The 12433-nt window shown below is 69.3% G+C and carries 11 protein-coding genes; 9 read left to right on the forward strand and 2 right to left on the reverse strand.

The features are described from left to right. Position 1 precedes the first annotated feature (1 nt). The 4 genes from J6U32_RS09415 to J6U32_RS09430 are packed head-to-tail and all read left to right on the forward strand — an operon-like array spanning position 2 to position 5054. Positions 2-442 carry a hypothetical protein gene (locus J6U32_RS09415; RefSeq protein WP_208794960.1) on the forward strand — a complete coding sequence of 147 codons (441 nt, stop codon included), beginning with the start codon at positions 2-4 and terminating at the stop codon, positions 440-442. Then, a complete protein-coding gene (locus J6U32_RS09420) occupies positions 439-2007 on the forward strand; it encodes an FHA domain-containing protein (RefSeq protein ID WP_208794961.1) in 1569 nt (522 codons plus the stop codon). The genes J6U32_RS09415 and J6U32_RS09420 overlap by 4 nt, the downstream gene beginning before the upstream one ends. 34 nt (positions 2008-2041) lie before the next feature. Further along, positions 2042-4222, forward strand: a complete 2181-nt coding sequence (locus tag J6U32_RS09425) for a cation:proton antiporter (protein ID WP_208794962.1) — start codon at positions 2042-2044, stop codon at positions 4220-4222. Position 4223: 1 nt separating this feature from the next. Continuing rightward, entirely contained in the window at positions 4224-5054 is an 831-nt protein-coding gene (locus J6U32_RS09430) for a protein kinase domain-containing protein (protein ID WP_208794963.1), read from the forward strand. Between the two features lie 41 nt (positions 5055-5095). On the opposite strand, the gene J6U32_RS09435 is transcribed toward J6U32_RS09430, so the two are convergent. Together J6U32_RS09435 and J6U32_RS09440 are read right to left on the reverse strand one after the other, a co-directional pair. Further along, positions 5096-6856, reverse strand: a complete 1761-nt coding sequence (locus tag J6U32_RS09435) for a serine/threonine-protein kinase (protein ID WP_208794965.1) — start codon at positions 6854-6856, stop codon at positions 5096-5098. A gap of 69 nt (positions 6857-6925) precedes the next feature. Further along, positions 6926-7288, reverse strand: coding sequence for a hypothetical protein (locus J6U32_RS09440; RefSeq protein ID WP_208794967.1), 363 nt, complete (start codon positions 7286-7288; stop codon positions 6926-6928). 178 nt (positions 7289-7466) lie between these two features. On the opposite strand from J6U32_RS09440, the gene J6U32_RS09445 reads away from it, so the two are divergent. The 5 genes from J6U32_RS09445 to J6U32_RS09465 all read left to right on the forward strand — a co-directional run bounded on the left by J6U32_RS09445 (position 7467) and on the right by J6U32_RS09465 (position 12426). Further along, complete coding sequence (locus J6U32_RS09445) at positions 7467-8333, forward strand: universal stress protein (RefSeq protein ID WP_208794970.1); 867 nt, start codon at positions 7467-7469, stop codon at positions 8331-8333. Positions 8334-8395: 62 nt separating this feature from the next. Continuing rightward, the gene (soxR, locus tag J6U32_RS09450; RefSeq protein WP_208794972.1) at positions 8396-8842 is read left to right on the forward strand and encodes a redox-sensitive transcriptional activator SoxR; all 447 of its coding nucleotides are present in this window, start codon (positions 8396-8398) and stop codon (positions 8840-8842) included. Between the two features lie 47 nt (positions 8843-8889). Further along, positions 8890-9915 carry a patatin-like phospholipase family protein gene (locus J6U32_RS09455; RefSeq protein WP_208794973.1) on the forward strand — a complete coding sequence of 342 codons (1026 nt, stop codon included), beginning with the start codon at positions 8890-8892 and terminating at the stop codon, positions 9913-9915. 10 nt (positions 9916-9925) lie between these two features. Further along, the gene (locus tag J6U32_RS09460; protein WP_208794975.1) at positions 9926-11149 is read left to right on the forward strand and encodes an MFS transporter; all 1224 of its coding nucleotides are present in this window, start codon (positions 9926-9928) and stop codon (positions 11147-11149) included. 11 nt (positions 11150-11160) lie between these two features. After that, complete coding sequence (locus J6U32_RS09465; protein WP_208794977.1) at positions 11161-12426, forward strand: arginine deiminase; 1266 nt, start codon at positions 11161-11163, stop codon at positions 12424-12426. Positions 12427-12433 lie beyond the last annotated feature (7 nt).

The raw sequence follows: 12433 nt of genomic DNA on the forward strand, positions 1-12433 counted from the left end.
CATGTTGCCGACCCTGTGGGGAAGGATTCAGACGCGAATCCTGGTGCTGGGCATCGTCGGTGGGATCTGGACGCTAATCATCGGTCCGTTCCTGCCCGACGGCGCCCCGCTGGGCGACACCTACGCGGTGGCGTTCCTCGTGCTCGCGGTGGTCGTCGTACTCGGGGTCGCGTGGGAGTTCTTGTACCACCTCCTGCAGCAATTCCGTTGGGAGAAGGACTGGCCGACGTTGTTCGGGCTGCTCACCGGCATCAACGAGGGCATCGTCGCCTGGTTCGTCGTGCAGTACGTGCCGATCTTCCCGGGCGATCTCGGCCCGCCCCCGGCCGGTGCATACGCGCTGCAGTTCGTGACGACCTGGCTGGTCGTGTGGGTGGTCCTCAACGGGCCGTTGCGGGCGATCTTCCCGCACTGGAGATTTCAGGGAGGGCGGTTCGTGTGAGCGCTCCTGTGCCGAGCCCGGATGTGACGCCACTGGTGACATTGGTACCCGGATCGGGCATCGTCATCCGCAAACCCGCGTTCCTCTGCGTACTCGGGGACAACGCGCGTGCGCTGCTGCCCGACATCCTCGCGATCGAGGACGCGGTGGCCACCGCCGACCGGATGCCGCGGCGCGGCCGCCACGTGGTGCGGGCGGTGGCACAACTCGCGGCGACCGCCGATCTCGACCAGGTCGCCGACATCGGGTTCGCCGCCCCCGACAGTGTCGGGATCGCAATCTATCTGAGCGGCGCGGTCTTCGGTGAGGCCGACGGTCGGCGTCTGCGTGCCGAGGGTTCCGAGCCGTTCGACCGGGCAATCCCGTGGCCGTACGAAGGTCTCGGGCTGTATCTCGACGATGCCGTTCCCGCCGAGCCCGGTGAGGAAACCTACGATCTCGTCGAGGGTTTCGTCCCGGCCGCCGGTGCACTGTTGCACACACCGCTGGGTATGCGCGGCACCGAGGTTCTCGATCTCGGCTCGGCGGCCCCCGAGCCGCGCGCCGTGACACCCCAGCCCCCCGTATCCCAGCCCCCCGTGCCCCAGCCGCCCGCACCCCAGCCTCCTGTGCCGGAACACGAAGCGCCACAACCGGTTCCCGAACCCTCCGACTCTGTCCATTCCGGTCCCGATCACCCCGAGCCCACTCAGGGTGAGGCCGCACCACCGGTGTCGATCGCCAAGACCCCGGAGCCGCCCCGGGAGTTCCGGTCGTCCTCGCTGGCCCCGGATGACGCCGACGAGCTGCCGCGTCCCGGGCTCGCCCGTGCCGATCGCCCCGAGCCCGCGGCCCAGCAGCGTGAGCTGGGACAGCGCGAGCCGGGACAGCAGCGCGAGCCGGGACAGCAGCGCGAGCCGGGACAGCAGCGTGAGCCGTTGCCGCGCCGCGACCCGGCGCCACCACCGGCGCCACCACCGGCGCCGGCGCCGAATCACGATTTCCGGGTCGACTCCTTGCAGGATGCCGTGCCCGAACAACGTGAACCGCTGCCGGTGCAGGAAAAGCAGAAACCTGCGACCGAGGTCGTCAAGATCGTCGAGTCCCGCGCTCACGTCCACGGAATCCGTTGTAGTCGTGGACATCTGAACCATCCGCGGTCTTGGCTGTGCGGGGTCTGCGGCATTCGGATGGATCAGCTGACCGGCATCCTCGTCGAGGGTGAACGCCCGCCATTGGGGTGGTTGTTACTCGACAACGGCTCCACCTACCTGCTCGACGAGGACCTGGTGATCGGACGGGAGCCGGGAGCGCCGACGCGTCCCGGCCGCGGAGCGCCGAAGCCCATCCGGGTGCAGGACGAGTCGGGTCAGCTCTCCCGCAGGCACATCGAGATCAGGTTGGTCGAGTGGGATGTGCACCTGATCGACCTCGGCTCGGCCAACGGCACCTACGTCAGCGATCCCGCGATGGGCAATCGGGAGATCCGGCTGACGCCTCGCCAACCCCACCTGCTGACACCCGGGTCGCATGTGCGCATCGGGGGACGGCACTTCATCTTCGAGTCCCCGCACGCACGGGCGTGATCCGGGCGGCGACAATGATGACGGGGTCGGACTGATGGACGCACACACGGTGGCCTTCCTGCTGATCGACGTGGCGGTGGTGATCGCCGCCGCGCGGATCGGCGGACGTATCGCGCAGGCCTTCCGGCAGCCCGCTGTCGTCGGAGAGATCGCGGCGGGAATCGCGTTGGGCCCCAGCCTGCTCGGACTGCTGCCCGGAAATCCGACCGAGGCGTTGTTTCCCGCCGAGGTGCAACCGCTGCTCGGCGCGCTCGCCCAGATCGGGCTCGTGCTGTTCATGTTCATCGTCGGACTCGAACTCGACATGCGATTGGTCGCCGGACGCGAACGGGCGGCAGCGACCATCTCGGTGTGCTCGATCGTGGTGCCGTTCGCACTCGGCGTGGGTCTCGCGGTGGTGCTCTACCCGACCAACAATGTGGTGGGCGGCAAGGAGATCGGCCTGACCGGGATGGCCTTGTTCCTCGGCATCGCGATGTCGATCACGGCGTTTCCCGTGCTGGCCCGCATCCTCACCGATCGGGGCATGCAGCGCACGCCGCCGGGCGTGTTCAGTCTCGCCGCCGCGGCCGTCGACGACATCATCGCCTGGACCGCATTGGCTTTCGTCATCGCGGTCATCTCCGGCGGCAGCCCACTCGCAGTCGCGCGCATCGTCGGACTGACGGCGGCCTATGTGGCCGTGATGTTCCTGATCGTGCGGCCGCTGCTACGCAAGCTCGTCACCTGGCGTGACCGGGCCGGGCGCATGACGCCCGACGTACTCGCCGTCATCCTGATCGGCTTGTTCTGTTCGGCTGCGGCGACCGATGTCATCGGCATTCATCAGATCTTCGGCGCCTTCGTGTTCGGCGCGATCATGCCCAAGGTGGGCGGTGAAGCGCTGACCCGCGAGATCCTCGAACGCCTCGAGCAGGTCAGTGTGCTGCTGTTGCTGCCGATGTTCTTCGTGGTCACCGGACTCGGTGTGAACCTCGCGGGGATGGGTCCCAACGCGTGGTGGCAACTGATCGCGGTCCTCGCGGTCGCGATCATCGGCAAGTTCGCCGGGGCCTTCACCGGTGCGCGACTCTCGCGGATACCGTCGCGTCAGGCGTCGGCGATCGCGGTGCTGATGAACACCCGTGGCCTGACCGAGCTGGTGATCCTCAGCGCCGGAAAGCAACTCGGGGTTCTCTCCGACGAGCTGTTCGCGATGATGGTGGTCATGGCCCTGGTCACCACGATCCTCGCCGAGCCGTTGCTGCGGGTGATCTACCCGGACTCGGTGATCGCCCGGGACGTCGCCGCCGCCGAGCGGCGGGCGCTGGCCGCGGGCACGGCCTCGCGCACCATGATCGTGCTCGGCGACCTCGATGCCGAGGTCGGCGAACTCCTCGCCCGGCACCGCCGACTGCTCGCCGCCGGGACGGGCACCGACGTCGTGATCGCCGGCGTCCTACCCGGCGTCGGCCCCACACAGCGTCTGGAACTCGGGGTGCCGCTGGTGCCCGACCTCTCGGCGATGGCGTCGGCGGTGGAGAAACTGACCGCGCTGGGCAACCGGCTCGACGACGTCCGCTCGGTCTCGGTGTTGTGCCGCTTCAGTTCCGACCCCGGTGCGGATCTGGAGGAGATGGTCGCCAACTGTGCCGCCGACGTCGTCGTCGTCGACACGAGCCGGCGCGAGATGGCCGCCGAGGTCACGAGTGCACCGGTGCTCGTCGTCGACGAGGCACCGGCCGCCGGTGCGCTACCGGGGACCGTGCCCCTGGTCTGCGCGGTCACCGACAGCAGGTCCGGGCGCACCGCGGTGCTGTTGGCCGCCGCGCTGTGCCAACCGGTCGGCGGCGCGTTGACGGTGATCACCTCCTCGTCGCGCCGGCGCCTGGCCGCCGACCTGGCGCCGGTCTCCGACCTCGGGGTGCGCGTGACGGTGACCGGTGACGCCGACCTGCTGGTGATCCCCCGCACGCTGGTTCTCGTCGCCGAGGACACCACGACGCCGGGCACCGGACCGGCCACCCTCACGATGGCCCCGGCCTACACCGTGATCGACCGCACCGGCACGAGCGAGCAGTCGATCGCCGAACGCATCGGGATCCGGTTCGCCGGGCATGGGCCGGGGACGGCCGTGGCCACACCACCGCACTCGCCGTCACCAGGATCCCCGGCACCAGAATCCCCGTCCCCACAATCGCCGCCACCATCCACCGCATCCTCGGAGAGGCACTGACATGGCAGAAGTCGATGTCCCACAACAGCTCGCGGATTTCACCGTGCTGCGCCGACTCGGTGAAGGCGGCAACGGCACCTTCTATCTCGCGGTGCCGCCGCAACGACTCGGGCTCGCCACCGACCGCGTGGTGCTCAAGGTGTTCAGCGGGGTGTGCAGCGACGACGCCTACCGGCGCGGGGTACGCGAGCTGCGGGCGTTCGCCGCGGTGCGCTCGCCCTACCTCGCGTCCCTGTACGACGCGGTGTTGCAGGGCCAGTTCATGTACGCGATGGAGTTCTTTCCGCTCGGATCGTTGCAGGCGCCCGCGGAGGCGCTCACCCGGGAGGTGGCGCTGGCCGCGCTCGCCGACGCCGCCCGTGGTGTCGACGCGTTGCACGAGGCCGGGATCGCACACGCCAACATCACCCCGTCGAGTGTGATGCTCACCGGGGGCGAGGGCCCGAAGGTGCACGGCGGCAAGATCTCCGACCTCGGCCTGGCCCGGGTGCTCGCCGCCGACGAACCGATCACCAGCTTCGCCCAGCCCGGCGCCGTGCAGTACATGGATCCCGCGTTGCTGGCCGGTGATGTGCCGTCGCGTGCCACCGACATCTGGTCACTCGGCGCGGTTCTGCATCGCGCGCTGACCGGCAAGGGCGTCTACGGCGAGGTTCCCGACGCTCAGCCGTTGCTGGCGATCCGGGCCGCCTTGTCCACCCCGCCCGCGCTCTCGGAGAACCTCGAACGCGCCGAACGCGCCCTGATCGCCAATTGTCTTGCGCTGTCCGGGGAGCGGCCGGCGACCGCGGGTGAGGTGGCCGAACGGATCGACCGGCTCACGCACACCTGACCGGCGTCGGCCACCGGCCCGGACGGAGGCCAGGCCCCGCCCTACGAGCCGAAAGGCGCGTTGCGCCACCACTCGTCGAGGACCTGCTCGCCGGTGTGCCCGGCCCACGTCGCCACCACCGTGTACGGCGAGCGGGCGGAATCGTTGAAGTTGGTGATCACCCACCCGTTGGCGACGGAGTTGCGCGACACCCGGACCGGGCCCTGCGACCACGTCCGGGCAGTGCCCGGCTGGGAGCCGACGAGGTCGTCGACGATGGTGCGGTCCTCGGCGGTCGGGGTGTGCCACACCGTGTACTGCACCCCCGAGGACGCGGTGCAGCTGATCGCGTCGAGTCCGTTGCCGGTGGCGGCCGAACACGTCGCGTCGCCGAAGCCCTGCGCCTTCGGTCCGGCGGGCAGTAGCTGCGGGAACTGTTCGGCGATGGAATCACTTGCCGCCGACCATGTTCCGGTATCGGGACGGTCGAGGTAGGCCAGTGCGCCGGCGATCACGCCGATCAGCGCGAGTACCGTCGCCAGCGACACCAGGATCGTCGTCTTGCGACGATCGTCGCGCCCGGCGGGTGGCGGCGTGACCGGGCGCCGGCCCCGGGTCTGGACCACTTGGGTTGCGCTGTCCGGGTTTCCGGCGGGGGAGAACACGCGGCCCGACATTCCACCGGTCCGTGGGTCCGACCGGCTCGGGTCGGAGAAGCGCGGATCGGAGGACACCGACGTCGGCGCCCGCCGGGCGCCGGTGTGCGCACCGGGATTCGACGTCTGCCCGGTGATCAGGGCGGTGTGCATCCCCGAGGACAGCGGCGAGTTCGGTGACGGCGCCACCCCGACGGCGGTGGCGGCGGCATAGCAGAACTCCGCGCATGTGCGGTATCGCTCGACGGGGTCCTTGGCCAGTGCGGTCGCGAGGACCGTGTCGAGTTCCGGGGGCAGCGTCGGCACCCGTTCACGGACCGATGGCGGTGTGTCGTGCAGGTGCGCGCTCATCGCGGCAAGTCGATTGTCCCGCGGGAACGGTGGTGCGCCGGTGAGCAATTCGACAAAGGTGCAGGCGAGCGCGTAGATGTCGGCGCGCCCGTCGAGCTCGTAGCCGTGCAACTGCTCGGGGGAGGCGTAGGGCACCGAGGCGACGGTCAGCCCGGTGTCGGTGAGATGCATGGCGTCGTCGACGGCGCGCGCGATACCGAAGTCGGTCAACATGATCGCGCTGGTGGTGCCGTCGTCGTCGGACTCGATGAGGATGTTGGCCGGCTTGACGTCGCGATGGACCATCCCGCGGCGGTGCGCGTGATCGAGCGCGATCCCGATCTCGGAGATGACGTGCACGGCGAAGGCCGGGTCGATGCCCGCGGGGCGGCTACGGATCAGCGATGCGGCGTCGTAGCCGCGGACGTAGCGCATCGCGATCCACAGCTGGCCGTTCTCGACGCCACGGTCGTAGACCGAGACGATGTTGCGGTGCTCGAGGCTGCCGGCGAGGTCGGCTTCGCGTTCGAAGCGGGCACGAAAGCTCGGATCGTTGGAGAACGACGGATTGAGTAGTTTGAGGACGTCCAGACGCGGCAAACGCGGATGCGCCGCCACGTACACGGTGCCCATCCCGCCGTGACCCAGCACCCGATCGATGCGGTAGCCGGCGAAAACCGTTCCGGGGCTGAGCTGGCCGTAGTGTGCCGGTGCCTGCGGCTGGGTGAGGTCAGGCTCGGGCGGCGTCCGGGGTTCGGGCGACGCGACCGGGCCGTCACCCTCCGGCGCAACCTCACCCTGCGTCACGTTCTCGCTCCCGTTGCGCTCCTGGCCCATTGCGGTACGAGTGTAGCCGGTGGCGCAGCGATGATCCGGCGGTGTGGGGACCGATCGGGCGTGGCCCGATCAGCCGACCAGGGCGGGAGCCGTGTTGAACAGGAAGACCACGAAGGTGGCGAGCAGAAACCACGCCGCACCCTGCCACACCTGCCAGCGCCCACCCGCGCGCCAGACGGTGTAGGTCCGCCACAGCCCGCCGAGGGCGCCGACGCCGACGACGATGGGTGCGGCGACCACGAGTGCGGTGCGCAGTCCGCCCGAGGACGCCAATGCGACGAGCAGCGTCGCCAGACCGAGACCGATGACCACGATCCCGTAGGTGACGGCGGCACGCAGGGGCGACGGCGCCTCCGGTCCCGGGGGAGGACCGGGCGGGGGAGAATCCGGTGGCGGAGAACCGGGTGGTGGGGGTGTGTCGTCGGGCGTCATCGACCTTCCGGACATCGGCTCGTGCGGCGAGTGAATCGGTCATCTCCGACCCTACGCTGCGGACCGAAACCCGCGATGGTCAGGACTTTCTTCTCATTACCGGTGAGTTCGGACGTGGCAGGATGAACAGTGGAAGGTATGTCCACAGATGTTCGCCACAAAGGGAGATGACTAGACAATGAGCGCAATCCTCGTCGGCGTCGACGGGTCGGAAGCGTCGACCGATGCAGTCAAGTGGGCCGCCGCGGCCGCTCACCTCGAAGGACATGAGCTGAAGCTGGTCGGGGTCTACGACGCGAGCACGAGCGACTACGCGCCCGGCCTGATCATCCCGCAGGATGTCATCGACGCGATCCGCCAGGACGCCACCGACGCCGTGCATGCCGCCGCGGACGTAGCCAAGGCCATCGCCCCGGATCTGACGGTCCACGCCTCGATCGTCGACGGCGACGCTGCACGGGTGCTGCTCGAACTCGGCAAGGACGAGGCCGCGATCGTGCTCGGCACCCGCGGGCTCGGCAGCATCAAGGGACTGTTCCTGGGATCGGTGAGCACCACCGTGGCCGCACACTCGCGCGGACGTGTGGTGGTGGTCTGCGGGCCGTCGGAGCCGAGTGCACCGGTCGTCGTCGGCATCGACGACACACCCGTCAGCGACAGCGCCGTCAAGGAGGCCTTCCGCCAGGCGTCGTTGCGCAACACCAAGCTCATCGCGGTGCACACCTGGACCCCGCTCGATGCCGATGCGCTGCACGGCTACGGCATCGACCCCGACGAGGTCGAGCGGATGTCGCAGGACGCCGTCGCCGCCCTTGCCGAGCGCCTGGCCGGATACAGCCAGGAGTTCCCCGACGTCGAGGTGGTGCGCGAGGTGCTGCCGGAAGAACCGGGCAAGGCCGTGTTGTCCGCGGCCGAGAAGTACAACGCCGGTCTCGTCGTCGTCGGTAGTCGTGGCCGCGGCGGATTCAAGGGCCTGCTCCTCGGCTCGACCAGCCAGAAGATCCTGCACCAGGCGCATCTGCCGGTGATGGTCGTCCGCAGCTGAGCCGAGCCGGCCCGGCACGGCTGCGGCGGGGATCGCCGCCCGGTCGGGCATGATCGGTTCCCATGGGCCTGAAGAAGATCGAGCTCTCCGTCGGGGAGCTCGCCCTGCGAGCCGGAATCGCCACGTCCGCGGTGCGGTACTACGAGGAGCAAGGTCTCATCTTCTCCCGCCGCACCGCGGGCAACCAGCGTCGCTATCACCGCGCGATGCTGCGCCGGGTGGCTTTCATCAAGGCCTCCCAGACCGCCGGGATCCCACTCGCGGTGATCGCCGAGGTACTCGGCGAACTCGGTGATTCCGAATCACCGTCGGCGGCCATGTGGGAAGCGGCGTCGAAACGCTGGATCGACGACCTCGATCACCGCATCGCACTGCTGGAGAAGATGCGCGACATGATCGGCTCGTGCGTCGGATGTGGTTGCCTGTCGCTGAGTGCGTGCCATCTGCTCAATCCCGGCGACGAACTGCACCGGCAGGGGCCCGGGCCGCGTCGGCTGCTCGAGGAATGAGACCACTCCCCGGCGGATGCACAAAGCGCCCGGCCTAGGCTGGACCCATGGCCGGAGGTTCACGGGTGGCCCTTGCCCTGGGTAGCGGAGGTGCGCGCGGGTACGCCCACATCGGGGTGATCGCCGAACTCGAGGCCCGCGGTTTCTCCCTCGTCACCATCGCCGGTTCGTCGATGGGCGCACTTGTCGGCGGATTGCATTGTGCCGGTGGACTCGCCGAGTACGTCGACTGGATCAGCGGACTCAACCAACTCGACGTGATGCGACTGCTCGACGTGTCGCTGACCAAGCCGGGTGGGGTCATCGGCGCCGAACGCATCGTCGCGCGCGTACAGGACATTCTCGGCGACGTGGCGATCGAGGACCTGCCCATCCCGTTCACCGCTGTGGCCACCGACCTCGATGCCGGCCGGTCGGTGTGGTTTCAGCGTGGGCGACTCGTCGATGCGATCCGTGCGTCGATCGCGATCCCGGGCGTCATCGCACCGCACCTGCTCGACGGCCGGCTGCTCGCCGATGGCGGCATCCTCGACCCGCTGCCGGTGGCCCCGACCTCGGCGGTCGCCAGCGACGTCACCATCGGTGTCGTCCTCGACGGGGAGGGCGGCTCCGCGGCGCGCGCGGCCCGAGAGACCAAGGCCAAGGGCGTCATCCGACGCAACGTCGACCCCATCCTGTCGAGCGAGTTCGTGCGCTCGGTCCGCGACCGCATCGGTCTCGACCCGCACACCGACGCCCCGGACTCCGCCGACACCTCACCTGCGGGGACCGAGGACATCGGGCCTGCGGGAGAGGATCCGGGCGGTGACTCCATGACCGGTGAGCCCAAGTCCGGTGAACCCAAGAGCGGTGAACCCAAGAGCATGGGCCGCATCGAGGTGCTCAGCCGGTCCCTCGACATCATGTCGATCGCCCTGACGCGACATCAGATCGCCGGGTATCCACCCGACATCCTCATCGAGATCCCGCGGAAGTCGGTGCGCACGATGGACTTCCACAAGGCATCGGAGATGATCGAGCTCGGCCGGTCGAAGACCGCCGAGGCTCTCGACCGGCTGCCCGAGCTCGCATGAGTGACCGCGGATGAGGCAGATCCCCCGCGGAATCTGGGTGTTGCTGAGCGCCAATGTGGTCATCGCGCTCGGCTTCGGTCTGATCGCCCCGGCGCTACCGAGTTTCGCGCGCAGCTTCGACGTCGGCTACACCGCGGTGTCGGCGGTGGTGTCGGCGTTCGCGGTGATGCGTCTGCTGTTCGCCCCGGCCACCGGGCTGCTGGTCACAATGCTCGGCGAACGCCGAATCTATTTGTGCGGCCTGCTGATCGTCGCCGCGAGTACCTTCGCGTGCGCCTTCGCGCAGAGTTACGTGCAGCTGCTGATCTTCCGGGGTCTCGGCGGTATCGGGTCGACGATGTTCACGGTCTCGGCGATGGCGTTGCTGATCCGGTTGTCACCCAACGACATCCGCGGCCGCGTGGCGGGGTTCTTCTCCGCGGGCTTCTTGATCGGCAACATCACCGGTCCGCTGGTGGGTGCGGCGCTGGTCGGGTTCGGGCTGCGGATGCCGTTCGTCGTGTACGCGATCGCGCTGGTGATCGCCTCGCTGGTGGTGGCCACCCAGCTGCGCGACAGTGGTGCCCCACCCACCGAGACCGGGCCGGCCCACGGGGTGATGACGCTGCGGGCTGCACTGCGCGACAGCGCCTATCGGGCCATCCTGGCGTCCAACTTCACCCAGGGCTGGGCGTCGATGGGTGTGCGGGTGGCGGTGGTGCCGCTGTTCATCACCGATGGTCTGGGTCAGGAGCCCGCGATGGCCGGTGTGGTGCTCGCGGTGTACGCCGTCGGCAACGTCGCCGCGATCCTGGCGGCCGGCCGCTTCTCCGACCGCTACGGACGCCGCAAGGTGATGTTGCCCGGGTTGCTCATCATGGCGGTCTCGACCGCCGTGCTCGGATTCTCACCGAGTATCTGGGTGGCCTTGGGGCTCTCGGTGCTCGCCGGCGTCGGCTCCGGGTTGTTCGCTCCGACCCACCAAGCCGCCCTGGCCGACGTGCTCGGTGCCCGAAAACAGGGTGGATCGGCGCTGGCCGCGTACGGCATGTCGTCGGATCTCGGTGCCATCGGCGGGCCGGTGATCGTCGGATATGTCGCCGACAGAGTGGGATTCGGGCCGGCCTTCGTCTTCACCGCCGCCGTCGCGGCGTTCGCCTTCGTGATGTGGCTTTTCGCCCGGGAAACCGCCCCGGAGGTGCTCGGCGCACCGGCCAAGCTCACCGACCCGGAGACACCGGCCACTCCCGACTAACGTATGAGGGCATGGCGAGGACCCCCGAATCCCCGACGCACACGGAATCCCGTGTGCAGCCCGGCCCGTCCGTCCTGGGATGCACCACCGAGGTGGGCCGACTGCGTGCGGTGATCATGCATCGCCCCGGCCCGGAGCTGGCGCGGCTGACCACCGCGAACGACGCCGAGTACTTGTTCGCGCGAGTCCCCGACCCGGCGAGAGCCCGCGACGAGCACGACGCCTTCGCCGACGCGCTGCGTGCCCGGGGCGTCGAGGTGGCGCTGCTCGGTGACCTGCTGACCGAGGCGATCGAACACAGTGGGGCGGCACGCATCCAGGGCATCTCGGCGGCAGTCGGGGTGCGCCGACTCGGCCCGCACCTCGTCGACGAGCTCAGCCGCCATCTGCGCGCGCTGCCGGCCGCGGATCTCGCCCGCGTACTCACCGCCGGGATCACCTTCGACGAACTGCCCGACATCAACGTGTCGACGTCGTCGTCGCTGGTGCGGCAGATGCACCGCGGTGACGAGTTCGCGATCGAGCCGCTGCCCAATCTGCTCTACAGCCGCGACAGCTCGTTCTGGGTGGGTGCGCGGTTCGCGATCTCGTCGTTGGCGCGTCGGGCGCGAGCCCGTGAGGCGTCGCTCGTCGACCTGATCTACGCCCATCACCCGCGTTTCCTGGGGGCGCGCCGCGCCTACGAGTCGCGGGTCGCGCCGGTCGAGGGCGGCGACGTCCTGTTGCTCGCCCCGGGGGTCGTCGCGGTCGGGGTGGGGGAGCGCACCACCCCGGCCGGCGCGGAGGCACTGGCCCAGAGCCTGTTCGCCGATGAGCTCGCGCACACCGTCCTCGCGATCCCGATCGATCGGACCGGGGTGTTCATGCATCTGGGAACGATGTGCACCATGGTCGACGCCGAGAAGTTCCTGGTACACCCGGTGATGGCAGAAGGCATGTCCGCCTTCGCCGTTCGCGCGGACGGAGCAGGTGGGGTGAGGGTGTCACCGGCGCGTCCGTTCGCCGACGCCGCGGCCGAGGCGATGGGTCGCGACAGCATCACCCTGATCGAACCCGATCTGGCCACCGGGGTGGCCGATCCCGGTCGGTGGAACGACAGCAGCAACACCCTCGCCGTCGAGCCCGGCGTCGTCGTGTCCTACCGCCACAACTCCGACACCAACCGACGATTGCGGGAGTCGGGTATCGAGGTCATCGAGATCGACGGTTCCGAACTCGACGCCGGGCGCGGTGGCCCGCGCTGCATGGCCTGCCCGCTCGCACGTGACGAGATCTGAGGCCTCT

Source organism: Gordonia polyisoprenivorans (genome assembly GCF_017654315.1).
Lineage (GTDB): Bacteria > Actinomycetota > Actinomycetes > Mycobacteriales > Mycobacteriaceae > Gordonia > Gordonia polyisoprenivorans_A.

Coding starts and splice junctions, on each gene's coding strand:
- J6U32_RS09415 (WP_208794960.1), top strand. CDS start 2: ATGTTGCCGACCCTGTGGGGAAGGATTCAGACGCGAATCCTGGTGCTG.
- J6U32_RS09425 (WP_208794962.1), top strand. CDS start 2,042: ATGGACGCACACACGGTGGCCTTCCTGCTGATCGACGTGGCGGTGGTG.
- J6U32_RS09430 (WP_208794963.1), top strand. CDS start 4,224: ATGGCAGAAGTCGATGTCCCACAACAGCTCGCGGATTTCACCGTGCTG.
- J6U32_RS09435 (WP_208794965.1), bottom strand. CDS start 6,856: ATGGGCCAGGAGCGCAACGGGAGCGAGAACGTGACGCAGGGTGAGGTT.
- J6U32_RS09440 (WP_208794967.1), bottom strand. CDS start 7,288: ATGACGCCCGACGACACACCCCCACCACCCGGTTCTCCGCCACCGGAT.
- J6U32_RS09445 (WP_208794970.1), top strand. CDS start 7,467: ATGAGCGCAATCCTCGTCGGCGTCGACGGGTCGGAAGCGTCGACCGAT.
- soxR (WP_208794972.1), top strand. CDS start 8,396: ATGGGCCTGAAGAAGATCGAGCTCTCCGTCGGGGAGCTCGCCCTGCGA.
- J6U32_RS09455 (WP_208794973.1), top strand. CDS start 8,890: ATGGCCGGAGGTTCACGGGTGGCCCTTGCCCTGGGTAGCGGAGGTGCG.
- J6U32_RS09460 (WP_208794975.1), top strand. CDS start 9,926: ATGAGGCAGATCCCCCGCGGAATCTGGGTGTTGCTGAGCGCCAATGTG.
- J6U32_RS09465 (WP_208794977.1), top strand. CDS start 11,161: ATGGCGAGGACCCCCGAATCCCCGACGCACACGGAATCCCGTGTGCAG.